Consider the following 23961-nt stretch of genomic DNA (forward strand, 5'->3'; position numbering starts at 1 on the left):
GTCAGCGCTTGGTCGGCTGCAGGTCGCCCTCGCCGCGGCCGGTCTTGCTGTCGCTGGCGCCGCCCTGGCCCTGGGCCCCTGCCGCCGTCCCCGGCGAGGCGAGGGCCTGGCGCAGGCTGGCCAGGCGCGGGTTCGGGACCTTCCCGGACACCACGTCGCGCGGCGTGACGGGACGCTGGTAGTAGGCCGTCGTTTCGGCCGCGTCGAAGTTGATGTCCATGACGCTGATGGTGGCGCCGCCGAACAGGCCTTCGGTATCGGACCAGGCCGTGATGTTGCCCCAGCCGATCGACCCCTCTCCCTTCTTCGACCAATCCACCAGGGTCAGGCCGGCATCGGCGTTGAGCCCGAACTTGCTCTCCTGCGCAAAGCTGTTGAGGGCCTTGTCGTCGTTCAGGATGAAGGCCATGCCGCCGCCTTCGGCGCCGAGCTGGGCGCCGAGCGTGACGCCTGCCATGTTGTAGAACGCGGGTGTGCCCCAGCCGTCGGCACGGCGCACCAGCAGCACGCCGGCGCCGCCGCGCCCGCCGATGCCGACGGCGACGCGCACCGAATCGGGCACGATGAACACGCCCTTGGACTGGGCCAGCCGCGCCGCGACGTCGCGGTTGCGCTGCATCTGGTGCAGCACGGCGATGGCCCGGTTGAGGTGGCCGATGGCGTCGGCGGTGTCGCCGCTTTCCTGGACGGCAGGCGCGCCGCCGGCGGGCGGGGCCGTGCGCGCCGGGGCTGTGGCCTGTGCGGCGGCGGTGGCGCTTGCAGCGGCCAGCAATACGCCAAGGGCAGCCTTGCGCACTGCGAAATCGGAATTCTTGCTGTTCATTGATACGCTCGCATGTTGATTTGTTGCGATAAGCCTAATCCGATCCCGCAAGCGGCGGCGCATGCTTGCGTACGCGGAAGGTGCTTGGCGTGATTCGGCCTGAAAAGCAGCCTGAAAAGCGGCGGCTTGACGCGAGGCTACAGGGCGCAGCGTCATCAAAGACCGGCGTAAACTGGTTTTCCCCGAACGGGTTTTTATGACACGCAAACGAAAGGAGGCGCCATGAAAATTCCAGACCATCTCCGGATTCCGGTCATCGTGTTCGCCCTGCAGGCGGCACTGCTGGCCGGCACCTCGCTGATCTTCCTGGTCCTGCGTCCGCCGGGAGGGTAGGGCGAGCTAGCGCCAGGACGACAGGGCACGCGGCTGCGCGCCGGCGCAGGGCACCGGCACCGGCACGCGCGCTTCCAGGGACGCGCGGTTGCGCGCCTCCGGATAGGCCTGCGCGGCGAAACGCCCCCGTTGGCCGCACCCGCGCAGGCGGTCCAGGCCCGTGCCGGGCGCGAGCGGCGTGTCCGCGCCCGTCACCGGGTCGCGGTGCCAGAACCCGCCATCGCGGTGGAACAGCGGCGGCATGGCGGCGCCGCACCTGCCTGCCACATCGGTTCCCAACGCGCGCCCCGGGTCGCGCTCCGGCACCAGGATCATGAAGGCCTCGGCCTGCGCCCCCGCATCGACGCGGTGCAGGACGACGCCGTGCGGCAGCAGGGCGGTGACTTCCAGTTCGGCCACCCCGCGTATGCTGGCCGTCAGCGCGATGCGCATGCCGAGCCGCAGCGGCACGGGCGTGTGCTTGCCGGGCCAGGCGCCGTCGAGCAGCATGCCATAGCGCGACACGTCTTCGATCTCGAAGCCCTGGCGGCCTTGCCGGATCAGGGCGTGGCGGCCGGACAGGCGGCGCGTCAGGCCGCTGCGGTCTTCGCCGTGCTCGCCGTAGTGCGCCAGCAGCAGGTCGGCTTCAGGGGCGAACTCTTCGAAGCGCCCGAGCACGCATTCGTCGAGCGCGAACACGCGCAGGTGGCGTTGGCGCGCCGAATCCGGCTCGCCGTGCACCAGGCAGGCCGTGCTGGCCGGGCAGGGATGGGCTTGCGTCGCCGGCGGGACGTCGATTTCGATCAGGTCTTCGTCCCAGGCGATGGTGGAAAAGCCGAGGTCGATCTTGCCGCCAGCCTCGCCCAGGTTGAGTTGCGCGATCGAGGCATTGCGCGCGCTGACGTCGATGTCGACGCGGCCGCCACCCGGCGCCTGGACCCGCGCGATGCCGGCGTCGTCCGCGCTCACCCGCACGTTCTTGTGGGTGGCGAGGAAAGTCTGGTGGATGTCGCCCAGGGTGGCGTCGGGGCGCGGCACCAGGATCACCGGCGAGCAGGTCCAGGTGCGGGACGCTCCCGGCCACTGCGGCAACTGCGGCCGTTGCGGGTGACGGCTGTGCAGTTCGATCTCGATGCGGTACTGGCCGTGTTCGAGGCCGCGCGACGAAAACTCGAGGAAGACCGGGCGCCAGTCGCCGCGCGCGGTGCGCCGGAAAACGTGGCTGTCGCCGTCCTGCAGGCGCAGGCCGGAACGCACCAGCATCCTTACCTCGGGCGCGCAGTCCATCGGCATGCCGCGCAGTTCCAGCTTGATGGCCTGGCGGCCACCGGCGGCACGCGGGTCGAAGCCGCTGATGTGCAGTTGCGGACGTTGCAGCGATACCGCGTCGCCTACCGCCGCCGGCGTAGCCGGACCGGATGGATGCGGCGCCGGCGGAACGGGCAGTGCAGGTGCCGGTGCCGCAGCAGAATGGGCATCAGCCGGCTGCGCATGCCCGTGCGCACAGGCGGTCTCGCCGGGCATGACCCAGACGGTGCAGTGCGGATGGTCGGGATGGCGGCAGCGGTTCATGGATCGCATGGGGTCGACGACATGGCAAGCTTACGCGTTTTTCCAGCTCGGCGGCGCGCCGCATTCATTGATTAACAACATTATTTTCTATTTGTAACTTTTCAATCGCGGCCCGCATGCGGCAATGCCGTCTCGTCGGCATGATCGCCGGGCCGTGCTTGCAAGGGACGCAGCACCAGTGCAGTCAGGTTGTCGGCTTGCAGTCCCGTGGGTGGCGTGTCGTCGATGGCGGCGAACAGGCGCCCGACCATGGCGGCGGCATCCGGCGCGCCGGCCAGCAGACCGGGCCAGCGGCCGACGAAGCGCTCGGGCGCCGCGCACGACCAGAAGCCGTCGGTCGCCAGCAGGTAGGCGGCCTCGGGACGCAGCTCCAGCACGCGGCGGTCCGCCAGGCGGCTCAGCCAGTGCGGCAGGTTCAGCGGGCTCAAGGCGTACAGCGGGTCCGATAGGCGGGCCGGATCGCTGAATGCGTTGCCCAGGATGAAAGCCTGGGCGATCTGCGGCGAATGGCCGCCGTGCACCTGCTGCCACCAGCCGTGCTCGTCGAGGTGGCCGCGCATGGCTGCCGAGGTGGCAGGCACGTGGTCCACGCTCAAGGGCAGCGCGTGCGCCGGCCCGATCTCGTACAGGCGCGAATCGCCCACGTGGTAGAGCAGGGGCTGGCCGCCGGCCGGCAGTTCGAGCAGGGTCAGGGTCGTGCCCGGACGGGCGCCGAGCGGGCCCGCCAGCCCGGCGAAATGGCGTTGCAGCGTGGCGTGCAGGACGTCGAGGTGGTGCGCCAGCTCGTCGGGCGCATGGCAGGCAGGAATGGCCAGCAGCCCCGCGGCCACCGCTTCGGCCGCTTCGCGCCCATGGCCATGCCCGCCCATCCCGTCCAGCACCGCTACGCGGCCGTGCCCGGCCGGCCAGCCACGCACGACGCTCCGGCTGACGGCCTGCTCCTGCAGGTGGCAGGCGCTGCCGGCAAAGTCGATGACGACGAAGTTGTCCTGGTTCTCCGGGCGCTGGACGAAGCCGGTCCCGCGCCGGCTGGCGACCGCCACGTCGTAGCGTGGTGCGAACAGGAAGTCGGACAAGATGGCGATTGGATCGGACGGCATGGTCGGGCAGTGTGGGGCACGATGGCAATGCCGACACTTTACACCTTCGCAACCCCTGGCGAAGTCCCAATCAGAGCGGATTCTTCCGGTTTCCGGCGAGGAGGAGCGCCGCGTTGGCCAGTACGCAGGCGCTGGCCCCGCCGAGCGCGGCGCGCACGCCCCACCGGTCCGCCACCTGTCCCCAGAACAGGCTGCCGGCCGCATAGCCGCCGGACATGACGAACAGGTAGATCGACAGGGTGCGCGCCCGGACCGCGTCCGGGAAGGACAGCTGGGCTGCGGCATTCAGGGTCGACACGGTGGCCGACCATGCCATGCCGCCGCACAGGACCAGGGGCACGAGCAGCAGGAGCGAACGGCTGCTGGCCATCGCTGCCAGCATGAGGCCGTAGACGGCCATGGCGCCGGCCAGCAGGCCCGCCTTGTCGACGCGCGCGCGCAGCTGAGGCAGGAAGAATGCCGCAAGCACGGCGCCGCCGCCCAGGCAGCCCATCAGCATGCCGTAGGTGCCGGACTGCATGCGCAGCACGTCGCGCACGAAGACCGGCAGCAGGCCGGCGAAGGCGATGGTCGAGAAGAACACCCAGCAGACGTTGCGCAGGATGCGGCAGTAACGCGCACAGCCGAAGGCGGTGCGGATGCCGACGCGGAAGCGCTCGGCGAAGCCGGCCTGCGGTCCGGTTTGCAGCCCGGTTTGCAACTTGTTCGCGCGCCACCAGGCCCGGTACACGCCGAGCAGGCCGGCGAAGGAGAGGGCGTTGGCGAGGAACAGTGCGCCGGGTCCGATCAAGCCGAACAGGATGCCGCCCAGCGCCGGCCCGATGATGGCCGACAGGTTGTAGGACAGGGTATTGAGGGTGGCGGCGGCCTCCACTTCGTTCGGTTCAACCAACCCGGACATGGCCGCCTGCCAGGCCGGCCAGGTAAAGGCGGTGCCGATGCCCAGGCAGAAGGTAATCGCCAGCACCGCCTCGCTCGCGACCTTCCCGGTGGACGCCAGCAGCGCCATCACGGCCGCGCACAGTGCCATGAACAGGTTGCAGAAGAACAGGAACCTGGGACGGTCGACGGCATCCGCGACCACGCCGGCGAGCAGGGCGAACAGGAACACCGGCAGATAGGTGGCGGTCTGGACCAGCGAGGTGATCGACGGCGACTGCGACAGCGATGCCACCAGCCAGGCCGATGCGAAGGCCTGGATCCAGGTGCCGAGGTTAGATACCATGTTCGCGAGCCAGAGCTGGCGGTAGCGGGCGTGCCGCAGCGGCCGGGACAGCGGCACCTTGTGGCGGATGGCGGAACCAGCGGCGTGACCGGTAGCGCCCGCGGGGAGGGCGGAAGACTCGGGGACGCTGGCGCTCGGGGTCGGCATGGTCTGGCCAGTGTAGGTTGGGCACCTGCGGCCGGTCAATAAAATTGCCGTACGGCAAATGTTTTCTGTGTTATTGTGGCGTTCCCCAAACACCTTTGCCATGACTGACATGTTGATCCGACCGCTGGCGGCCACGGACATCCCGGCCGTGGCTGCCCTGCTGCGCGAGCTGGCGCGCGAATTCATCGTGCACGAATCGCCGCCGGAGGGCGCTTCGACCTTCCTTGCGGAAAATGGCGAAATGGGCGTGCGCGGCTTTCTCGCGCGCGGGCATGTCTATCACGTGGCCATCATCGACGGCCAGCTCGCGGGCTTCGTCGCGGTGCGCGACCACAGCCACCTGTTCCACCTGTTCGTCGGCAAGCGCTGGCACCGCTGCGGCGTGGCGCGCGCCTTGTGGGAAACGGCGCGTGATGCGGCGCTGGCCGCGGGCGGTGACGGCGCCTTTACCGTCAACTCCTCCAACTACGCGGTGCCGGTGTACGAGGCCTTCGGCTTCGTGCGGGTCGGCCCGACCCAGTGCGCCAAGGGGCTGTACTTCAACCCGATGCGCTTCGCCGGGCACGAGGACGCCTGAACGCCGGGCCTTCCTGCCGATTCCATTGGACGACAGACTGGCAGCGCAGCGATGCATCGTGCGGTACCCGAAGGGGAAGGCTGTCTGGACGTGAAACCGCCTGCTCAAGAGCGCGTGACCGAACTTTCCGATCAAGCCGCTCGATGCTGCGCCGCGTTCCTCCGCCTCGTCATTCCAGCTTCGCGCCTTGGGCGCAGGCGTACTTCGGACGCGGCGCCGGAGCGAGGAAGGTATCGATGGCGGATGTGATTCTGGCCTTGAGTTGTTCACTGCCGCCATCCTGCATATCGTTGTGGCGCGCGCCTTCGATGTGGACCACGCAGGTACCGTAGCGCCTGCGTTCGTCCTCGTCCGGCAGGACACCGGGATCGGCCGTGGTGTCGCCGGCACGGATCGTCAGGACGCGGATACCGGCTGCGCGAGGCAAGGCGACCCGCCGGCTGTCGAGGCTGATCAGTCCGGACACGCGCTGCGGGTCGTCAGCGGCGAACTGGGCCGAACTGTCCCCGCCAAGGGAGTGCCCGACGAGAAGCAGCCGTTGCCAGTCGAACTGCGGATAGCGGAGCGCGGTTTCACCGACCAGGGCGGCGATCGACTGCGACGCAACCCGGGCCATTGCTTGTACTTGCGGCGTCACGGGGGCGTTCCGGTCGATTATGACGCCGCCGGCACTGTCGTGAAGGGCGACAACCAGGTAACCCATCCCGTTGAGATGCCTGGTGATGAATGTGTAGTCCGAACCAGAAAGTCCATATCCCGGACTCACGATTGCTACTAAGCACGGTTTTGCACGCGTACAAGCTTGCATGCTGGGAGGGGCGTGAAGATCTGCCGGGACGGCGGCTATGGCTACGGGCGTGCCGAATAGCAGGGGCAATAGGGCAAAGCGAGGGCGCATGAGATACGTTCTGAGAGCTGGCATTCGTACTGGATCTATGGAGCTAGTTGTAGAGAAGGGTTCCGGCGATACCTTAGTTCCTACAGGTTACTTGGGCCGCGCGTACTGTCCCTAACTTTAGACGTATTCACTGCTTCGAACGAATTCCGGTTGCGCTCAACAAATTCCGCTAATTTTTTATACACAACTTTATCACCGCAGGCCTTATTACTTAGGAGCACAAACTCGTGGGCCTCGTTATCTTTGATTGAATCGATCCACTGTTGCCGCTGTGCTTCATGCAGGTGGGGGTGAGCGAACGGAAACATATCGGCGCAACGCTCGATACATGTAGATACCCCATCAGCACCGATCCGGCGGAATGCCTCGACAAACAAGGAATACGGCGGATTGTGTGGAAAGTCGCTTTCGAAGAAGTATTCAAGGCCACCGTTATCAATGATGCCTTGGGCTGTACTGACGATGACAACGGTCCGCATTGGTTCAGGCAAGAGCGCGGCGTTCCCGTCAACTGCAGAAAGGAACGTGTAGGCGTGCTCAATTGCGTCGTTGAGGAAGGGTTGAGTCATCCGTGAACTCCTTGCTATCTGGACGCACTTTGGAGCCGGCGAAAACAAAATATGCTGTGGCTGGCCAACTTATCGGCGCGGTTACCTATTAGGACGGCTTTTAGCCGCGATCTCGGCCCTTGATCTCAGTTTAGCAGGTCGCCACAGCCGAAAAAATGTGGACTGTTACGAAGGGACCGGATCCGACCTATTTCGTTGAAAAAGTCGGACGGCAACTTTTATTGCGAATTTTCGGTCGTGTCGAAAGTCCAACTGACTCGCGTTCGTGCCGTGGCGGCCGCTTTGGGAATCGAGTTACTGATCTTTCGTTTCCGGCCAACTCTAGAACCGGGTTTTTCAACAGAATAGGCCCGATAGCGGACGGTCGGCACGGCTCAGTGTACTCGGCTGTTGCCTTCTGAGCAACTAGTGGGTTTTGTTAGGCGCTCAAAACCGCCGCGTTTCTCCTTCCTTGGTCAACGCTTCAAGCGCCGGCACGGTAGCCCGGAGCCGGTCGCGGCCAACGCTTGGCCCCCGTCGCGCCATAGTGTCAGCCCGGAGGAGCCAACGGTCAGGAGCATGCGGCTAATCTCAGCTTCCACCGTGTCGTCGCATCAGTCGATGGAGTAGGCGGTCCTCGCGCGCTCGTCGCCCCGCCGCAGCCACAGGCTGCTGGCCCATCCTTCCAGCCGGCGCCCCTGCACTTCCACGCTGACCTGCCACCAGTCGCCCTGGTGGCGGCCGGTCGCGGCCACCAGGGCGCCGGCCGGCACCACCGCCAGGCGCGGCGCGCCGATGCCGGCGGCCGCGCGCAGGTTCAGGGCGTCGTGGGTACGGTAGCGCGCCCCGGCGACCGGGACGTCGGCCGGCGCCAGGGCGGTGGGCGGTACCGTTGCCTGAACCGGCGTGGACGGCGCCAGCAAGGCATGCAGCAGCCAGCCCAGGACCAGCGTGCCGCCGGCCAGCACCGCGAGTGCGCGGGCGTTGGCGCGCCGCCACCAGCCGCGTGGCGTCAGCCGCGCGGCCAGGCAGAGCGTCAGCAGCAGGGCGCCGGCATAGGCCGCGAGCATCGCCAGGGAAGGCATGGACTGCATGGCCTGGCTCAGGCGTCGAAGCGCAGCACGTAGTGGCCGGCGACCAGGTGGTGGCCCGGCGGGATGAGGTAAGGGCTGTCCGCGCTCGCCCCCTCGACCTGCGCTACCAGCCGCAGCCCGGCATCCAGGTGGAACAGGGCCTGGGTCTCGGACAGGCGCACGATGCGCATGCCTTCGGCACAGGCTTCCCAGCTGAAGGCGTTGCGCGACAGGCCGAGGCGGTCGGCGCTCGCGGCCGCGCTGCCGTCGGCATGGCGCAGGAAGTGCGGGGCGTCGAGCACCCGCAGCGTGTCCAAGGACGGCATGCCGCGCCCGAACACCAGGCGGGTGCCGGCGGCGGCCGGCTGTTGCGGCCCTTGCGGCAGGGCCAGCAAGGCGCAGTAGCGGTCGGCCATCTGGGGCGGCACCGCATGCAGCTGCACGCTGCCGCCGTCGATCGGCGCGAAGCGCGAGGGCACGGCTACCCGCTGGCGGCCCGCGGGGGTGATCGCATGCACTTCGTCGGCCTCGTCCACCGCGAAGCGGATCACGTTGTCCTTGTCGGGTGCGGACGGCCCCAGCGTGGGGCCGAGGCCCACTTCGAGCGCCTGGGCGCCGGTGTCGCGGTAGCGGCTCAGGCGCGGCAGCGCTAGGGCGGCGAGCGTGATGCGGTGGCGGGCCACCGGCGCATAGGTGGCGTCGCTCTCCGCTTGCGGCGGCTGCAGCGGCGCCGCTTCCGGGGCTGCTGTGCCGGCCAGCGGCATCGCCGTCAGCTCCGGTTCGGGCGCCGCGACGCGCGGCTTCCACACCGCCGGGGGGCGTGCCGGCGCCGGCGGCGCGGACAGCGAAGCGACGGCGGACTTGGGGGTGCCAGGGCGCAGCGAGGCATCGGCCCGGCTGATCCGCAGCAGCAGGCGCTGGCCGGTGGCGTCGCTAGCGCCGTTGCCGTTGTTCCGCTTGCCGCGCACCACGTAATAGCCATTGGCCGCGTCGAACCGGCAGTCGAGGGCATCTTTCGGACGCACCTGCACCTCGAGCGGGGCATCCGCGCCGTCGTTCACCAGGAGGATGCCGCCTTCCGCGCCGAAGGGCCAGCCCGGCACCGTGAAGGTGGCGCTGGCCTCGTCCTGGCCCACCAGGGTCAGGCGTTGGTTGGGGTACACCACGCACACCGGCTGCCAGATGGCGCTGTCGCGCGAGGCAGTCACGGTATACAGGATTTGCTCGCCGGGGGCCGGCAGGTAGATGGCGTGGCCGAATTTCACCTTCACTTCGCCCGGCAGCACCGCCTCGTTGCCGACGACGTGGTAGCGCACTTCCTCTCCCGCCAGCAGGTCGCCGAAGTCCTTCTGGTGCAGCGCCGCCAGCGACTGGGCCAGGTCGCGCACGCGCGCGCCGCGGGTCAGGTGGCGGTCGTCGTCGACCTCGTCCTGCGGCAGCATCAGGGTCACGTGCGAAAAGCAGCGGGTGGCGGCGCGGCCGCGCTGCTCGCGCGGGGCGCGTTCCAGCAGGTCGCGCAGCAGCGGCCTGCGCGAGAACAGCGACAGGCCCGGCGCCTGCCACAGCGCTTCGGCATTGAACACATCGTCGACCCTGGCTAGGACTTCGTGTTGGACGTAGACCGGCATGATGGAATCTCCTCGAAAGATTGAATGCTCGCGACGCCAAACGCTAGCAGGGGGCAGATGAAAAACAGCAGGTGCGAGCCGCCGGACGACAGGAAACTCATCGGCTGGCCCATGATCGGGAACAGCGCCAGGTTGGTGCCCCAGGAGAGCAGGAAGTGCCCGGCAAGGAAGGCTGCGCCGCCGCACAGGGCGAAGCACTGGAAGCGCCCGAGCCAGGCGCGCCGGAAGTCGCCCGCGAGGGCCGCTGCCCGCCAGGCCCGGATCGCCGTATGCAGCAGGGCGGCCACCAGCGCCGCCTGCAGCGCCCACAGCAGCAGGCCGGCGGCCAGGCCGTGGCGGTTGAGCAGGAAGGACGCTGCAAAGTCGTCCTGTACCGCCGGGATGCGCAGCACCTCGCCGGCGGCCTGGCCCAGCGTGGCAATGCCGAGCAGGCCGTCGGCCCCCAGCCAGCCCCCGTCGGCGATGGCGCGCGCGCCCCGCAGCATCTGCTGGCCGGTATGCGGATGGGCGGTGGGGTCTGCCCATATCTGGAAGCGTTCGGCATAGAAGTCCAGCGTGCCGAGGCTGGGGCCGGCGTGCTGCAGGGCGATGGCGCCGGCCAGCCCGGCGCAGCAGAGCATGCCCAGCACCCCGGCGCCGAGGCGCCGGCCGGTGGCCAGTAGCCACGCCAGAAGGGTCACGGCCGCCCATGCCAGCAGCAGGACCAGCGGCGAGTAATCGTCCACCTGGATCAGGGCCACGGCAAGCAGCAGCACGAACAGCAGGACGGGGGCGATGAGGCGCAGCCAGGTGCGCCAATCGCGTGCGCCGGGCGCCGTGGCGGCCGTGGCGCCGGTGGCCAGCGCGAGGCAGTGGGCGCTCAACGCGGCCAGCGCCAGCTTGGCGAATTCCACCGGCTGGATATCGAAGACACCGGTTTCGTCACCGAAGGCCACCTGCAGCAGCAGGCCGGCCAGCGCGGCCAGCGCGAGCGCCACCAGCAGCGCCTCGGTGAAGGGCCGCGATACCTGGTTGCGGGCGACCCCTTGCAGGCACAGCAGGGCGGCCGGCAGGCCGATTGCCAGCAGCACGCAGCTGTTCTCGACGTGGCGCAGCCAGGCCGTGTCGCCCGCGCCCAGGCCGAGTTCCAGCTGCACCAGCAGGCCAGCGGTAAGCAGCAGCACGGCGATGGCGCCCAGTGCCGGCACCCGCCGCGCCCAGAGCAGCGCGTGCCAGAGCGCGGCCCAGGCCAGCACCAACGCCCATCCGGCGCCGGGCGCGGCGCCGGTGCGCTGCATGACCAGCACCAGCGCCGCCGCCGCGATGATGACGGTGGCGGCCACCACCCGGGCCGGCGCGGGGAAGCCGGACCGAGGACCCGCAGCAGGCGGGCCGGCAAGACCGGCGCCGACGCCGCCGGCGAGCAGGGCCGCGCACAACATGGCGGCCCAAGCAGGCGGCGATGGCATCGGGAAGCCCCACAAGGAGCGCTCCGCCCAGCTCCAGCGCACGGCGGGCGCCAGCTCGCCCCTGGGCTCGCCAAACAGCGCGACCTGCGCTCCAGGTTCCAGGCGCAGGGCGCCGCCATCGGGAGAGAGCGCATAGCGGGTGCGGCCGACCGCAAGGCCGGACGCCCCGTCGAGGGCATGTTCGCGCTGCGCGACGTCGAGCCAGGCGCCCGGGGCGTACGGTTCCCGGAGCAGCACTGGCTGGGCACCACGCACGTGCAGCGCGATCTGCCCGCCAAGGTCGGGGTCGCTTACAAGCGCGGCGCTGCCGGTGTCCAGGCCGGGCACCGGCAGGCGGTTGCCGCAGTACAGGTGGCCGCCAAAGGCGAGCGGGCGTTCGAGCGCGAGGAAGCGGGGGACGACCAGGTTCCAGTATCCGGACAGGCGCGAGGCGGCGCCGGCGCCGGGGCAGGCGGCCTGGGGCGCGCCATCGCGCAGCAGGCGTGCGCCGTCGTAGTCCCAGCGGTGGCGGCTGTCGCGCAGCGCCACGCGCCCCTCGCCGGCCTGCGCGATGTCGAAGATCGCTGCGCCGACCTGCACGCGCTGGCCGGCCGCCAGCGCGGCGCTGCCGGTGCGGATCCGCTGCTCGTCCTTCCTGATGGCCGTGGGCTGCGCCGGGTGGAGGTTCTGGAGGAACCAGCGTCCGCTCGCATCGCGCCGCACGACGAACTGGCGCGCGGCGGCGCGGGGCGCGGCCAGTTCGGCGCGCCCGAGCACCAGCGATTCGCCCGGCGCCAGCCCGAGCGTGATCGCAGACGGCAGGTGCAGCTGCGGCGCCCTCGCCAGCGCGAGTACATGGAGCATGCAGGCCAGCCCCAGGGCCAGCATGGCCAGCAGGGTGGGCAGGGCAAGCCGGCGTGCCTTCATGCGGCCCTCCGCAGCGCGGGGCCGCTCACCCGGGCGCAGACCGTGCCCAGCATCCGGCTGATGTCCAGGACGTGGCGCGGCCGCTGCGCCGGATCGGCGGCGAGCAGGGTACGCAGCAGGGCCGCAGCCTGGGCTTCGGCGCCCTCGAAGCGCTGCCCGAAAGCGGCAACTTCCTCGGCCTGCAGGACCGGCGGGATGCCGCCATGCTGCCGGCGCAACAGAAGCGCCGCGTCGCGACCATGCGCGCGGTAAGCCTGGCCGCAGGCCGCGCCGTAGCGCAGCAGCCGGCCGCACACGAGGTAATAGAAGAGGGCGCCCAGCGCGAAGTAGTCGCTGCGCGGGTCGGTGGCGTACAGGCCGTCGGGTTGCGGGAAGAACTGTTCCGGCGCCTGCCAGTTGGCGGTGCCGCCGTAGGCATGCGCGCGCTCGCCCTGCAGCGGTAGGCTGGTGCCGAAATCGGCGAGTTTGAGGGTGCGGGTGCGCCGGTCCACGAGCAGGTTGCCGGGCTTGAGGTCAAGGTACCGGAAACCGGCCGCATGGACCTTGGCCAGGGCCTGGTTGACCTGGGCCACCCAGTCGAGAACCAGCGCGACGGGCGTGGCGCGCCCGAGCGCGCGTTCGGCCGCCAGCCATGCCGCCAGGTCGCCGTCGAGCAGTTCGAGCGCCATGGCCGGCAGCCCGTCGTGGATGCCGTGGTCGAGCAGGCGGACGATGTGGCGGCCATCCCAGGGCGCAAGGCCGGCGAGGAACGCGGCCTCCAGTCTGGCGCTGTCGCGCCAGTGGCTGCGCAGCGGCGCCGGCGCCCGGGCCATCTGACTGGTGTTGACGAGCTTGACGGCGCAGGCGCCGCCCCCGGGCGCCTCGGCGCGCCAGACCACGCCGTAGGCGGAGCCGCCGAGCGGCGCACACAGCCGGTATTGGCCGTGCGCGAGTACGACGATCGTGCCTTGCTGCACCATGCTTGCCTCCGTTTCCGCTTCCATGCCTGGCGCAGCGCGCCGTTACCGTGGCAAAGCGGGGGGAGGGGGAAACTGCGCAAACAAAAAAGCCGCGCGGTGCGCGGCTTCGTCATTGGCCGGTCGTCCTGGCGGCGATCAGCGGCCGTGGCGGTCCCAGCGGTCGCCGCGATCCCAGTCCCGGCGGGCGTGGCGATCATGGCGGTCCCAGTCGCGGCGGTCATGGCGATCCCAGTCGCGGCCGCGGCGCTCGACGTAGACAGGGCGCGGCTGTACGTACACCGGGCGCGGTTCGACGTAGACCGGACGTGGCTGGACATAGACGGGACGCGGCTGCACATAGACCGGGCGCGGCTGGACATAGCCGCCATGGGCATATCCACGGTTGTCGTAGTAGCGGTTGTCATGGTAGCGGCGGTCATCGCGGGTCGAGATCGAATTGCCCACGGCGGCGCCCAGCACGCCGCCCACCAGGGCGCCGCCCGAACCGCCGGCGCTGTGGCCGATTGCCGCGCCGACCACGGCGCCGATTGCAGTATTCACACCACGGTCACCCGCCATTGCCGCAGGCGAGACGGCAACCGCGGCCAGGACCACCGCACCAACAATGTTAGATTTCCACATGGCTATTCCTTTTTGCCCCAGCGGAGATCGGCATGATCAGAACGGCGCCGGGTATGGATGCACTATAGGCCTGCCGTTCGATGCTGCCACTTGTTAATACAGTTTTTTACAAGTGGCACGGGCGCGATACATCCGGGTTACAGCCCTTGCAGCGGTGCCGGCATGCCCCATCTAGGCATTCTTACCGTTGCCGCCGCCTGAGCCCATCCGTGAACCGATCCTTCGCCACCATCCTTTCGCTGCTCGTCCTGTTACAAGTCTATATCGGCATCCGCCTGCTGCCGGACCTGGCCATGGGCCTGGCTGCCAACGTGGCCGGCGTGCTCTTCCTGGTACTGTTGACCGTGCTGGTGCCGGTCGGGCTGATGTCGGCCTCGCTGCGCCGGCGCCGCTGGTCGGATCTGGTGTCGTGGGCCGGACTGCTGTCGATGGGCCTGTTTTCCTCGCTGCTGGTCACGACCCTGGTGCGCGACCTGGTGCTGCTGGTGCTGCGCATTGCCGGCATGCTGACGCCTGAAATCATCCGCGGCAGCGCCATGGCCGTGCCGCTGGCAGCGCTGGCGGTCACGCTGCTCGGCTTCATCAACGCGCGCCGGCTGGCCCGCGTGAAAAAGGTGGATGTCCCGATCGCCAACCTGCCGCCGGCCCTGCACGGCTATGCCATCGCCCAGGTGTCCGACATCCACGTGGGCCCGACCATCAAGCGTCCCTACCTGAACGCCATCGTCAACCGTGTCAACAAGCTGGGCGCGGACGCGATCGCTGTCACCGGCGACCTGGTGGACGGCAGCGTGCACCGGCTGGCGCTGCACACCCAGCCGCTGTCGCGGCTGGCGGCGCCGGACGGCGTGTTCTTTGTGACCGGCAACCACGAATACTACTCGGGGGCGGAAGAGTGGATCGCGGAAGTGCGGCGCCTGGGCCTGACCGTGCTGCTGAACGAGCACGTGATCCGGCGCCGCGGCGGCGCCGGCCTGATGATCGCGGGCGTGGCGGACTACACGGCGCATTACTTCAACCCGGATCACAAGAGCGACCCGCGCAGGGCGGCCGCCGGCGCCCCGTCCGACGTGCAGGTGCGGGTGCTGCTGGCGCACCAGCCGCGCAGCGCCCCGGAAGCCGAGGAAGCGGGATATCACCTGCAGTTGTCCGGCCACACGCACGGCGGCCAGTTCTTCCCGTGGAACCTGTTCGTTCCGTTGCAGCAGCCTTTCGTGGCCGGCCTGCACCGGGTACGCGACATGTGGGTGTACATCAGCCGCGGCACCGGCTACTGGGGGCCGCCGAAGCGTTTTGGGGCACCCTCGGAAATCACGCTGGTGCGGCTGGTTCCGGCGTGAGCGGTTCGGCCCGCCGCGCCGGCAGCAGGCGCCGGCGGATACCTGTGTAAATACGACAATTTTTCACTGCAAAGTCTTGTCGGATGCGCTATCGTTCGGTTCTTTGAACCGAAGAAGGATTCCACGCATGAACCGCGCCCGCCTCCCTGTCCTGACCGTTCTCGCCGCTGCGCTGCTGAGCGCGCCGGCTTTTGCAGCCAGCCCCGGCAACGATCCGGCAGCACTCGCCAAGATCCGCGACACGGCGATGCAGAGCGACTATGCGTGGGAACGGATGGCGGACATGACCGACCTGATCGGCCCACGCCTGTCGGGCTCCCGGGGAGCGGCGGCCGCGGTCACGCAGGTCGCCGATGCCATGCGCAAGCTCGGCGCCAAGGTGACCCTGCAGCCGGTGAAGGTGCCGCACTGGGTACGCGGCATCGAGACCGGCGAACTGGTCGAATACAAGGGGCGGCCGGACGGCATCACCCAGCGCGTCGTGCTGACCGCGCTCGGCGGTTCCGGCGCGACGCCGGCCAAAGGGCTGACCGCCCCGGTCCTGGTGGTCAAGAGCTTCGACGAACTGAAGGCACGTGGCGCCGAGGTGAAGGGCAAGATCGTCCTGTTCGACGTGGCCTTCGACACGCATATGGCCGACCGCGGCCTGGCCGGTCCGGCCTACGGCCAGGCCTCGGCCTTCCGCCGCGACGGCCCGCGCCTTGCCGCCGAACTCGGCGCTGTCGCGGCGCTGGTGCGCTCGGTGGGCGGTGCGGCATACCGCCTGCCGCACACGGGCTCGACCGCCCTGCAGGACAACGCGCGCATCCCGGCCGCTGCCGTCACCGCCGAAGATGCCATGCTGATGGACCGCCTGTCCAGGCGCGGCCCGCTCAGCATGCGCCTGGTACTGACGCCCCAGAACCTGCCCGACGCCGACAGTTACAACGTGATCGCCGACCTGCCGGGAACCGACAAGCCGGACGAGATCGTCATCGTCTCGGGCCACCTCGATTCCTGGGATCTGGCCACCGGCGCCCACGACGATGCCGCCGGCGTCGCCAGCGCGATGGCGGTGCTCGATGTCCTGAAGAAGCTCGACTACCGTCCGCGCCGCACCATTCGCATGATCGCCTGGATGAACGAAGAGAACGGCACCCGCGGTGCGCGTGGTTATCTCGCGGCCGAGCAGGCCAATGCCGAAAAGCACATTGGCGCGATCGAAAGCGACAACGGCGCAGGCCGTCCGTTCGGCCTGCGCGCGAGCGTACCGGCCGCCTCGAGCAAGCTGTTCGCGCCGCTGCAGGCGGCGCTGCAGCCGATCGGCGCAGGCGTGTTCCAGCGCCAGGACGCGCTGTCGACCGGCGATTTGTCGGGGCTGGAGCGCGCGGGCGTGCCGAGCTTCGCACCGCTCATCGACACCTCGAGCTACTTCAACTATCACCATACCCCCGCCGATACCCTCGACAAGGTCGACCCCGACAACCTGCGCCGCCATGTGGCGGTGATGGCTGCGACGAGCTGGTACCTGGCGAACATCGAGCAGCCGATCGGCCGCGCGAACGTGCCCGAGCGTTAATGTGCCGCGCCTGCGCCCCGTTGGCGCCGGCCGGCGGCGCACGATCTGCCCGCCATCTACTATCTATATAGAAGGGCGGAGAGTGCGCGGCCGGTGCCACCCGTGCGTCAGGGGATGGGAATTCGCCTGATCGCACGGGCGTGGCCCCGGTAGGGGCGGCCGTAGATGGTCTGGATGCCGCTGGCGAAATTCTGCCCCCAGACCAGCTGGGTACGGGTCTCGTGCGGCTCGCTCGACCAGTACCAGTTGCGCTCGAAGGCTTCGCGCAGGTTCGCGAACAGCAGTGCCAGCTCGCGGCGCGTCGGCAGGACGCCGCCGTGGGCTGCCGCCCATTCGGTGGCGGTTGGCCAGCTGACGTCGGCAGCATCGCCGGGCAGCAGGATCAGGTGGTAGTCGGGCTCATCTTTCCCTAGGATCAGGCCCGCGTATGCCTCGCCGTCTTGCAGCGTGGCTCGAACTTGCATGTACTCGCCCATTTAACATTTCCCTTTGGTTGGTAGCAGTCTGTTAAGACAGTACAGACAGGGCTTTAGTTGCGTCGATTGTTCGATCTAGCTCATGCAAGTGTTTGATTTCCCTCTAGAAATTATTCTTAAAGCTTTGTTACTCTCCGAAAATTTTTTGAAAAAAGATTGAACTAAGGAAGTTTCCACCGCTCAAAGGTTACGTATTCACTTTTGATCCTTGGAATCTTCCTCATGAAAAAACTCGTTACTTTTGCTTCGGACGTCCGTGTCAACGCAATGCTGTGCTGCAGCGCTGCAGTACTGCTGACCGCATGCGGTGGCGGCATGACCGACACCACCGGCAGCCAACAGTCCTCCACTGCAGCCCAGGTCACCAGCGACACCGGCGCCGCGGCAACGGTTGAGGCTGCAGCCGCTCCGGTGGCAGCAAGCCCAGCGGCGGACGCCGACCAGGCCGCCACCGCAACGACCCAGGAATTCGAGCTGGCCGGCTACGAAAGCCACCCGCTGGAGCCGCAGGCCGAGCAGTCCGCCGAGACCGCCCCGATCTCGACCGCCGACGGCGCGACGCGCTCGCTGGCCTCGGTCGTCGCGACCCCGGCCACCACCTACAACTACTACGTGTCGCCGAACGGCTCGGACACCGCCGCCGGCACCAAGGCAGCACCGTTCAAGACCCTGGCGCGCGCAGCGAAGGCCGCGACCAAGCCGAGCACCACCGTGTGGGTTGCCCCGGGCACCTACGCCGGCGGAGTCCGTACCACCGCCAACGGCACCGCGGCTGGCCGCATCTATTACGTCTCGACCACCAAGTGGGGCGCCAAGATCGTTCCGCCGGCGAACTCGACCATCAAGAGCGCCTGGGACAACCGCGGCCACTACGTGAGCATCATCGGCTTCGACGTCGACGGCAGCAAGCTCGGCAGCGGCACCAAGTGGACCCTGGGCATCTACACCGGCGGTTCGTACAACGTGATCAAGGCCAACCGCGTGCATCACCTGGCCACCACCATCCCGTGCAACAGCGCAGGCGGCTCGGCGATCGGCGTGGACAGCTACTACAAGGGCGTCAAGGGTGACGTCATCGGCAACACCGTGCACGACATCGGCCCGGCCGGCTGCACCTACGTCCAGGGCATCTACCACTCGACCTCGGGCACCATCATGAACAACGTGGTGTACCGCGTGGGTTCGGCGGCGATCCACCTGTGGCACGATGCGACCGACCTGAAGATCATCAACAACACGGTCAGCTCGTCGGTGTTCGGCATCATCGTCGGCGGCGGCAACTACTACTTCACCTCGGCCGGCGCGAACAACGTCCACGTGCACAACAACATCGTGTTCGACAACAAGTACGGCATTTCGGAGCAGGGCAAGACCGGGACCAGCAACACCTACAAGAACAACCTGATCTTCCAGAACACGACCTACAACATCTCGCTGCGCAACGGCCTGAAGGCCACCAACACCGTCGCCTCGAACCCGCTGTTCGTCGGCTACTCGCGTACCGCGGCAACGCCGAACTTCAAGCTGAGCACCAGCTCGCCGGCAATCGGCCGCGGCCTCGCGACCTACGCGCCGAAGGAAGACATCGACGGCCGCGTACGCAGCACCACCACCGGTTTCGACCTGGGCGCTTACCAGCACTAAGCACCAGGCCGCACCCAGCAGTACCAGGCAGTACCCGTAGTTCTCAAGGCAGTTCCCCCACGCGCATGCGGCCCGGCCGCATGCGCCACCCGAGGGCCACGCACCGAGCGTGCGCCTGATCGAGCAACCCGGAGAACGCCACCGTTGCGGTGGCCTGCTGTACCGGACATCCGGTGCACGGGGCAGTTTTTTGCCGTCGCTCCGACGCCCACTCAAGTTTCGGGCAAACAGGAAAAGATTAGATGAACAAGACCTTCGCTTTCGCTTCGCACATCCGCCACCACGCCGTCCTCTGCAGCAGCGCCGCCATCCTGCTGGGCGCCCTGGGCGCAGGCAACGCCGTTGCCGCCACCTCGGCCCCCGCTCCGACCCTCGAGAGCGCGACCGCAGCACAGAAGGAGCAGATCCGCCAGCTGTACCTGACGCTGCTCGGCCGTGAACCGGATGCCGCGGGCTGGGCATGGTGGGCCGACTCGCTCGACAAGGGCGTGAGCATCGACTACATCGCCGCCCAGATCAAGGCCAGCCCGGAATACGCGAACCGCAAGCCGACCGTCACCCCGAGCGACACCTCGACCGGCGGCATGCCGAAGATCCCGGCCACCACCTATAACTACTACGTGTCGCCGACCGGCTCGGATACCGCCGCCGGCACCAAGGCAGCACCGTTCAAGACCCTGGCGCGCGCCGCCAAGGCCGCGACCAAGCCGAGCACCACCGTGTGGGTTGCCCCGGGCACCTACGCCGGCGGCATCCGCACCACCGCCAACGGCACCGCGGCCGGCCGCATCTATTACGTCTCGACCACCAAGTGGGGCGCCAAGATCGTCCCGCCGGCCAACTCGACCATCAAGAGCGCATGGGACAACCGCGGCCACTACGTGAGCATCATCGGCTTCGACGTCGACGGCAGCAAGCTCGGCAACGGCACCAAGTGGACCCTGGGCATCTACACCGGCGGTTCGTACAACGTGATCCAGGCCAACCGCGTGCATCACCTGGCCACCACCATCCCGTGCAACAGCGCAGGCGGCTCGGCGATCGGCGTGGACAGCTACTACAAGGGCGTCAAGGGTGACGTGATCGGCAACGTGGTGCATGACATCGGCCCGAAGGGCTGCACCTACGTCCAGGGCATCTACCACTCGACCTCGGGCACCATCATGAACAACGTGGTGTACCGCGTGGGTTCGGCGGCGATCCACCTGTGGCACGATGCGACCGACCTGAAGATCATCAACAACACGGTCAGCTCGTCGGTGTTCGGCATCATCGTCGGCGGCGGCAACTACTACTTCACCTCGGCCGGCGCGAACAACGTCCACGTGCACAACAACATTGTGTTCGACAACGAGTACGGCATCTCGGAACAGGGCAAGACCGGCAAGAACAACACCTACCGCAACAACCTGGTGTTCCAGAACCCGAAGTACAACTTCCGCCTGCTCAATGGCCTGACCCACACCAACACGATCAGCTCGAACCCGCTGTTCGTCGGCTACTCGCGTACCGCCGCGACGCCGAACTTCAAGCTGAGTACCAGCTCGCCGGCGATCGGCCGCGGCATCTCGACCTACGCACCGGCAACTGACATCGACGGCCGTGCGCGCAACACGAGCACCGGCTTCGACCTGGGCGCATACCAGCACTGATCAGCACTGATCAGCACTGATCGGTCCGATGCGGGGCGGGCACCATCGCCGCCCCGCCTGCGGACACCCGACGACAAACCCGCACGTGCGAACGTGCGGGTTTTTTACCATCCGGTCAAATCATTCGCCCAGGGGCAGGGCCATCTGCGGGTCCTGGGCGCCGGCGCGGTTCACCGCGGTGCTCACCTTGTACCATTCGAAGGCGTCCGAGGGCAGGGCGGCGCGGCGCGCCAGGTCGAGGGCTTCCTCGGCCGACAGCGCCGGGTCGAGCCAGAGTTCGGCGTCGGGCGCTTCCAGCACCACCGGCCGGCGGTCGTGGATGTCGAGCATGCCCTTGTCGGCCTCGTCGGTCACCAGCACGAAGCCGGCTTCGGCCCGGTTCTCGGTGAAGCTGCCGAAGTTCGCCAGCGCCAGCATGAACAGCGGCTTGCGCTCCTTGCGGTGGATGTGCCAGGGCTGCTTGTGGCCCTTCTCGCCGGTCCATTCGTACCAGCCCTCGGCCGGCACGATGGCGCGCCCGTTCTTGAGCAGCGGCTTCCAGTAGCGGTTGGTGAGCTTGTCCATGCGCGCATTGACCACGATCGGCACCTTGCCCTCGGCCCAGCGGGGGCGGTAGCTCCAGAACACGTCGTCCACGCGGCGCTCGCCGTCCTGCACGTGCATCACGGGGCGGTAGCTGCCGGGCGAGACGTTCCAGGCGGGCCCGGATTCGCTGTCGTAGACCGCGTCCGTCCAGCCGAACACGCCGGCGTAGTAGCGAGCCGTCTGGCTCTGGTCAAATCGTCCACACATGGGGGCATGGTACGCCAGCCGCAGGCAAGGCGTTGCACGGTAGCGTTCCAAGCCGGGCCACCGGGCGCGCGCGCAGTGGTATGCTCGCGGGTGATTCGATCGACAGGAGAAACAAACATGGCATCTGGCTGGTGGAGCGTCCTCAGGACCGTCCCGTGGAGTGAAGTGATCAATGCCGCGCCGCAGGTGGCGACCGGCGCGCGCCGCTTGTGGGACACGGTGGCGCGCAAGTCCGGGGGCACGCCGGGCATGGCGCCGGACCCGATGATGGCCGAGGCCGAAGCGCACGACGACGTGTTCGGCACGCTCGTCATGCGCGTCGAGAAGAACGAGGCGACGCTGGCCGACCTGCGCAACCAGATGCTGCAGGCCTCCGAGATCATCGCCAACCTGGCCGACCAGAACGCACAGCTGATCGCCAAGATGGAAGCGGCGCGCACCCGCATGCTGTGGCTGGGCGTGGCGACCGGCGTGTCCGGCGTGCTGGCGCTGGCGGCGCTGGCGCTGGTCGTGGCGCGCACCTAAAGGAACGGCATGAAAGCGGTACTGATCTTTGCGACGCTGTTCATCTTCATCTCGATGCTGCTGAATGCGTTTCGCAACCGCGGCAAGCTGGACGACAAGGCGAACCGCGCCGTCGCCGGCCTGGCGGGCTCGATGCGGTTCTTCGTGTACGGATTGCTGTTTTTCGTGGGCGTGGTCTGCCTGGCGGTGGCCTACCAGAGCTGGCGGGCGGCGCCATAGCCGCCAGCGGTGCTGGACCCTAGAAAGTTTCAAGAAGGATGTACGAACACGCTGACACGCGGACGGGATGAAGTGGCGCTTGAGAGCCGGGAGGGCAACCCTATCTCGGTATTGTTCTCTGGTGGATAGTTCCACCTTTCTCCGCGTGTCTCCAGCTCAGTGCCAACTGAGTTCTTGACCGCTGCCCGGTGGGCAGCGGTTTTTTTTCGGCTCGCTCTTTCAGTTTGCGGTCTTGCGGCGCATGCCTGCCAGGCCCAGCGCGCCCAGCGCCAGCAGCGCTAGGCTGCCGGGCTCGGGTACCGGGGCGGGGGCCGGACCCGGATTCACGTAGGTCGGGACGGCCGGCGCGATGCCGTCGTAATAGCCGCCGACAAAGTCGAGATAGCTCGCAAGCTGCGGGTCGACGACGCCCCTGGAAGCCGAGCCGGAGAGCGTTCCGGAAAAGCTTTCGAAGCCGCAGCCATTGTCTCCGCACAGGTAGATGGAATTGGCATGGTTCGCGGTGTAGCTGAAACTTCCCTGCGCGCCGCGCGAAAAAGCGATGTCGAGCCAGGTTGTCTGGTCGGCGCCGAAATCGCTGGAGATGGAGAAGTTGGTCGGACCATCGTTGCGGAAATACGTGGTCGTGGCGCGAATGACGGTGGCGCCTTCCCCCTGCTGCACCGGCGTCAGCGACTGGATGAAAGGATAGGGCGTGCCGGTCACCAGTTGGTCGATCCAGAAGTAGGCGATCGACTGGTCGGATTCATGCTGGACGATGTGGCCGGATACGGGGCCGCTCAGGTCATACTGGATGTAGCCCGCAAAGGCGTTCAGGGACAGCAGGGAGCCGGCTGCCAGGGCGAGGAGTCGTTTGATCATGGTAGAGGGGAGGTCGCTGTGGGAACTGCGCCGTACCGTGAGCAATTCTCATGCCACTTAGAAATAAGCTTTTATTATCATCTGCTTGGCTGATTGTTGGTTACTTTTGTTGGGTTCCCTGTAAAACTTTTCGACGGAGTTGCCGAGCCATGTCGGTTGCGCTCCGGTTGCCGCCGCACACGCGCAAGGCCGGAGAGCGTTGCTTACAACGATAGGACAATTGATGACATTTGTACAAATGGCAGGTCCTATAATTTAGTTGCGCAACGGCACGCTACGATGCCGGAACTGAGGTGGAAATGAAAAAGATTGTTTTTGGTGCGGCGATTGCTGTCCTGTTGAGTGCGTGTGCGAGTAGTTCGGTAATTTTGGTTGGCCATGCACGCCCCGCGATTCAGCCGAGTGCGGTGAAGCTGTATCTCGAGCCGCCGGCATCCTATGAGCGCATTGCGCTGCTGGAGACGTCCAGCGAAGCGTCGTGGGCCGTGACCAACCAGGGCAAGACCGACAAGATGGTCGAGCGCCTCAAGGAAGAGGCAGCGAAGCTGGGCGCCAACGGTGTCCTCCTGACGGCTACCGGCAACAAGCAGGAGCCGGGCGCAGTATTCGTCCCGGTGACAACCGGCGGGGCTGTGATCCTGCCGGCCAATGCCGAACACAAGAGCGGCACCGGCATCGCCATTTTCGTTTCTCGAGAATAGACGTGCCTGAGCCGGAGCCCTGTTCTCGTCAGCATGGCCGGTGTTCAGCGGGTTTTTTCGTTTTCCGCACATGGATTCACGGCCAGCTGAGCGCAGCATCCGCCACGCATGGATACCCTGACCACCACCATGGCCGGCACACGTAGCTCAACTACTAACACTGTGGCTGCTGCACGTAGTACAATCCCCGCCGACGCGGGCATGGCGAAATTGGTAGACGCATCAGACTTAAAATCTGCCGCCGTGAGGCGTGCCGGTTCGATTCCGGCTGCCCGCACCACGATCCTCCTGCGCCCAAGCCGTTTGTCACAATGCTTCCCGCTCCCCCGAACATTTCCGACATGGCGGCGAGGATA

22 protein-coding genes and 1 tRNA gene are annotated in these 23961 nt (G+C 67.6%); 9 read left to right on the forward strand and 14 right to left on the reverse strand.

All coding sequences use genetic code 11. The features are described from left to right. Position 1 precedes the first annotated feature (1 nt). From ACFFJK_RS07230 to ACFFJK_RS07245, 4 genes are all read right to left on the reverse strand, one after another. On the reverse strand, positions 2 to 823 hold the full coding sequence (locus ACFFJK_RS07230) for a lipid-binding SYLF domain-containing protein (RefSeq protein ID WP_379678501.1): 822 nt from the start codon (positions 821 to 823) through the stop codon (positions 2 to 4). A gap of 339 nt (positions 824 to 1162) precedes the next feature. Then, positions 1163 to 2716 (reverse strand): FHA domain-containing protein, encoded by a 1554-nt coding sequence (locus tag ACFFJK_RS07235; RefSeq protein ID WP_379678502.1) that lies wholly within the window; start codon positions 2714 to 2716, stop codon positions 1163 to 1165. Positions 2717 to 2808: 92 nt separating this feature from the next. Beyond that, the gene (locus ACFFJK_RS07240; protein ID WP_379678504.1) at positions 2809 to 3807 is read right to left on the reverse strand and encodes a PP2C family protein-serine/threonine phosphatase; all 999 of its coding nucleotides are present in this window, start codon (positions 3805 to 3807) and stop codon (positions 2809 to 2811) included. Positions 3808 to 3877: 70 nt separating this feature from the next. Continuing rightward, complete coding sequence (locus ACFFJK_RS07245) at positions 3878 to 5179, reverse strand: MFS transporter (protein ID WP_379678505.1); 1302 nt, start codon at positions 5177 to 5179, stop codon at positions 3878 to 3880. Between the two features lie 100 nt (positions 5180 to 5279). Here ACFFJK_RS07245 and ACFFJK_RS07250 point away from each other — a divergent pair, with 100 nt between their 5' ends. Then, entirely contained in the window at positions 5280 to 5756 is a 477-nt protein-coding gene (locus tag ACFFJK_RS07250) for a GNAT family N-acetyltransferase (protein ID WP_379678506.1), read from the forward strand. A gap of 169 nt (positions 5757 to 5925) precedes the next feature. Here the strand turns inward: ACFFJK_RS07250 and ACFFJK_RS07255 are convergent, their stop codons facing one another. From ACFFJK_RS07255 to ACFFJK_RS07285, 7 genes are all read right to left on the reverse strand, one after another. Continuing rightward, positions 5926 to 6459, reverse strand: coding sequence for an alpha/beta fold hydrolase (locus ACFFJK_RS07255; RefSeq protein WP_379678507.1), 534 nt, complete (start codon positions 6457 to 6459; stop codon positions 5926 to 5928). A gap of 275 nt (positions 6460 to 6734) precedes the next feature. Then, entirely contained in the window at positions 6735 to 7223 is a 489-nt protein-coding gene (locus ACFFJK_RS07260; protein ID WP_379678508.1) for a DMP19 family protein, read from the reverse strand. A 593-nt stretch (positions 7224 to 7816) separates the two neighbouring features. After that, positions 7817 to 8296, reverse strand: coding sequence for an SH3 domain-containing protein (locus tag ACFFJK_RS07265; protein WP_379678509.1), 480 nt, complete (start codon positions 8294 to 8296; stop codon positions 7817 to 7819). An 8-nt stretch (positions 8297 to 8304) separates the two neighbouring features. Beyond that, complete coding sequence (locus ACFFJK_RS07270) at positions 8305 to 9903, reverse strand: hypothetical protein (protein ID WP_379678510.1); 1599 nt, start codon at positions 9901 to 9903, stop codon at positions 8305 to 8307. Next, positions 9873 to 12257 (reverse strand): FtsW/RodA/SpoVE family cell cycle protein, encoded by a 2385-nt coding sequence (locus ACFFJK_RS07275; RefSeq protein WP_379678511.1) that lies wholly within the window; start codon positions 12255 to 12257, stop codon positions 9873 to 9875. The genes ACFFJK_RS07270 and ACFFJK_RS07275 overlap by 31 nt, the downstream gene beginning before the upstream one ends. Then, on the reverse strand, positions 12254 to 13240 hold the full coding sequence (locus ACFFJK_RS07280) for a protein kinase domain-containing protein (RefSeq protein ID WP_379678512.1): 987 nt from the start codon (positions 13238 to 13240) through the stop codon (positions 12254 to 12256). The genes ACFFJK_RS07275 and ACFFJK_RS07280 overlap by 4 nt, the downstream gene beginning before the upstream one ends. A gap of 111 nt (positions 13241 to 13351) precedes the next feature. Then, a complete protein-coding gene (locus tag ACFFJK_RS07285) occupies positions 13352 to 13837 on the reverse strand; it encodes a hypothetical protein (protein WP_379678513.1) in 486 nt (161 codons plus the stop codon). A 209-nt stretch (positions 13838 to 14046) separates the two neighbouring features. Between ACFFJK_RS07285 and ACFFJK_RS07290 the strand changes: the two genes are divergently transcribed. Both ACFFJK_RS07290 and ACFFJK_RS07295 read left to right on the forward strand, forming a co-directional pair. Next, positions 14047 to 15177: a metallophosphoesterase gene (locus ACFFJK_RS07290; RefSeq protein WP_379678514.1), complete on the forward strand. Its 1131-nt coding sequence runs from the start codon at positions 14047 to 14049 to the stop codon at positions 15175 to 15177. A 127-nt stretch (positions 15178 to 15304) separates the two neighbouring features. Further along, a complete protein-coding gene (locus tag ACFFJK_RS07295) occupies positions 15305 to 16735 on the forward strand; it encodes a M20/M25/M40 family metallo-hydrolase (RefSeq protein WP_379678515.1) in 1431 nt (476 codons plus the stop codon). A 107-nt stretch (positions 16736 to 16842) separates the two neighbouring features. Here ACFFJK_RS07295 and ACFFJK_RS07300 read toward each other — a convergent pair whose 3' ends face one another. Continuing rightward, entirely contained in the window at positions 16843 to 17199 is a 357-nt protein-coding gene (locus tag ACFFJK_RS07300; RefSeq protein WP_379678516.1) for an Lcl C-terminal domain-containing protein, read from the reverse strand. A 327-nt stretch (positions 17200 to 17526) separates the two neighbouring features. Between ACFFJK_RS07300 and ACFFJK_RS07305 the strand changes: the two genes are divergently transcribed. Together ACFFJK_RS07305 and ACFFJK_RS07310 are read left to right on the forward strand one after the other, a co-directional pair. Beyond that, positions 17527 to 18855 (forward strand): DUF1565 domain-containing protein, encoded by a 1329-nt coding sequence (locus ACFFJK_RS07305; protein WP_379678517.1) that lies wholly within the window; start codon positions 17527 to 17529, stop codon positions 18853 to 18855. Positions 18856 to 19097: 242 nt separating this feature from the next. After that, complete coding sequence (locus ACFFJK_RS07310; protein WP_379678518.1) at positions 19098 to 20507, forward strand: choice-of-anchor Q domain-containing protein; 1410 nt, start codon at positions 19098 to 19100, stop codon at positions 20505 to 20507. Between the two features lie 120 nt (positions 20508 to 20627). Here the strand turns inward: ACFFJK_RS07310 and ACFFJK_RS07315 are convergent, their stop codons facing one another. Next, a complete protein-coding gene (locus ACFFJK_RS07315; RefSeq protein WP_379678519.1) occupies positions 20628 to 21299 on the reverse strand; it encodes an SOS response-associated peptidase in 672 nt (223 codons plus the stop codon). A gap of 117 nt (positions 21300 to 21416) precedes the next feature. Here ACFFJK_RS07315 and ACFFJK_RS07320 point away from each other — a divergent pair, with 117 nt between their 5' ends. Then, a complete protein-coding gene (locus ACFFJK_RS07320) occupies positions 21417 to 21824 on the forward strand; it encodes a hypothetical protein (RefSeq protein ID WP_379678520.1) in 408 nt (135 codons plus the stop codon). A gap of 9 nt (positions 21825 to 21833) precedes the next feature. Beyond that, entirely contained in the window at positions 21834 to 22043 is a 210-nt protein-coding gene (locus tag ACFFJK_RS07325) for a hypothetical protein (RefSeq protein WP_379678521.1), read from the forward strand. 219 nt (positions 22044 to 22262) lie between these two features. On the opposite strand, the gene ACFFJK_RS07330 is transcribed toward ACFFJK_RS07325, so the two are convergent. Then, entirely contained in the window at positions 22263 to 22904 is a 642-nt protein-coding gene (locus ACFFJK_RS07330) for a PEP-CTERM sorting domain-containing protein (RefSeq protein ID WP_379678522.1), read from the reverse strand. Between the two features lie 299 nt (positions 22905 to 23203). Here ACFFJK_RS07330 and ACFFJK_RS07335 point away from each other — a divergent pair, with 299 nt between their 5' ends. After that, positions 23204 to 23605, forward strand: a complete 402-nt coding sequence (locus tag ACFFJK_RS07335) for a hypothetical protein (RefSeq protein ID WP_379678523.1) — start codon at positions 23204 to 23206, stop codon at positions 23603 to 23605. Between the two features lie 195 nt (positions 23606 to 23800). Then, a tRNA-Leu gene (locus ACFFJK_RS07340) sits at positions 23801 to 23885 on the forward strand. Positions 23886 to 23961 lie beyond the last annotated feature (76 nt).

Source organism: Massilia consociata (assembly GCF_042432755.1).
Lineage (GTDB): Bacteria > Pseudomonadota > Gammaproteobacteria > Burkholderiales > Burkholderiaceae_D > Telluria > Telluria consociata.

Bases quoted from the DNA above. Each gene is read 5' to 3' on its own strand.
- ACFFJK_RS07230 (WP_379678501.1), bottom strand. From the start codon at position 823: ATGAACAGCAAGAATTCCGATTTCGCAGTGCGCAAGGCTGCCCTTGGC.
- ACFFJK_RS07235 (WP_379678502.1), bottom strand. From the start codon at position 2,716: ATGCGATCCATGAACCGCTGCCGCCATCCCGACCATCCGCACTGCACC.
- ACFFJK_RS07240 (WP_379678504.1), bottom strand. From the start codon at position 3,807: ATGCCGTCCGATCCAATCGCCATCTTGTCCGACTTCCTGTTCGCACCA.
- ACFFJK_RS07245 (WP_379678505.1), bottom strand. From the start codon at position 5,179: ATGCCGACCCCGAGCGCCAGCGTCCCCGAGTCTTCCGCCCTCCCCGCG.
- ACFFJK_RS07250 (WP_379678506.1), top strand. From the start codon at position 5,280: ATGACTGACATGTTGATCCGACCGCTGGCGGCCACGGACATCCCGGCC.
- ACFFJK_RS07255 (WP_379678507.1), bottom strand. From the start codon at position 6,459: ATGGGTTACCTGGTTGTCGCCCTTCACGACAGTGCCGGCGGCGTCATA.
- ACFFJK_RS07260 (WP_379678508.1), bottom strand. From the start codon at position 7,223: ATGACTCAACCCTTCCTCAACGACGCAATTGAGCACGCCTACACGTTC.
- ACFFJK_RS07265 (WP_379678509.1), bottom strand. From the start codon at position 8,296: ATGCAGTCCATGCCTTCCCTGGCGATGCTCGCGGCCTATGCCGGCGCC.
- ACFFJK_RS07270 (WP_379678510.1), bottom strand. From the start codon at position 9,903: ATGCCGGTCTACGTCCAACACGAAGTCCTAGCCAGGGTCGACGATGTG.
- ACFFJK_RS07275 (WP_379678511.1), bottom strand. From the start codon at position 12,257: ATGAAGGCACGCCGGCTTGCCCTGCCCACCCTGCTGGCCATGCTGGCC.
- ACFFJK_RS07280 (WP_379678512.1), bottom strand. From the start codon at position 13,240: ATGGAAGCGGAAACGGAGGCAAGCATGGTGCAGCAAGGCACGATCGTC.
- ACFFJK_RS07285 (WP_379678513.1), bottom strand. From the start codon at position 13,837: ATGTGGAAATCTAACATTGTTGGTGCGGTGGTCCTGGCCGCGGTTGCC.
- ACFFJK_RS07295 (WP_379678515.1), top strand. From the start codon at position 15,305: ATGAACCGCGCCCGCCTCCCTGTCCTGACCGTTCTCGCCGCTGCGCTG.
- ACFFJK_RS07300 (WP_379678516.1), bottom strand. From the start codon at position 17,199: ATGCAAGTTCGAGCCACGCTGCAAGACGGCGAGGCATACGCGGGCCTG.
- ACFFJK_RS07305 (WP_379678517.1), top strand. From the start codon at position 17,527: ATGACCGACACCACCGGCAGCCAACAGTCCTCCACTGCAGCCCAGGTC.
- ACFFJK_RS07310 (WP_379678518.1), top strand. From the start codon at position 19,098: ATGAACAAGACCTTCGCTTTCGCTTCGCACATCCGCCACCACGCCGTC.
- ACFFJK_RS07315 (WP_379678519.1), bottom strand. From the start codon at position 21,299: ATGTGTGGACGATTTGACCAGAGCCAGACGGCTCGCTACTACGCCGGC.
- ACFFJK_RS07320 (WP_379678520.1), top strand. From the start codon at position 21,417: ATGGCATCTGGCTGGTGGAGCGTCCTCAGGACCGTCCCGTGGAGTGAA.
- ACFFJK_RS07325 (WP_379678521.1), top strand. From the start codon at position 21,834: ATGAAAGCGGTACTGATCTTTGCGACGCTGTTCATCTTCATCTCGATG.
- ACFFJK_RS07330 (WP_379678522.1), bottom strand. From the start codon at position 22,904: ATGATCAAACGACTCCTCGCCCTGGCAGCCGGCTCCCTGCTGTCCCTG.
- ACFFJK_RS07335 (WP_379678523.1), top strand. From the start codon at position 23,204: ATGAAAAAGATTGTTTTTGGTGCGGCGATTGCTGTCCTGTTGAGTGCG.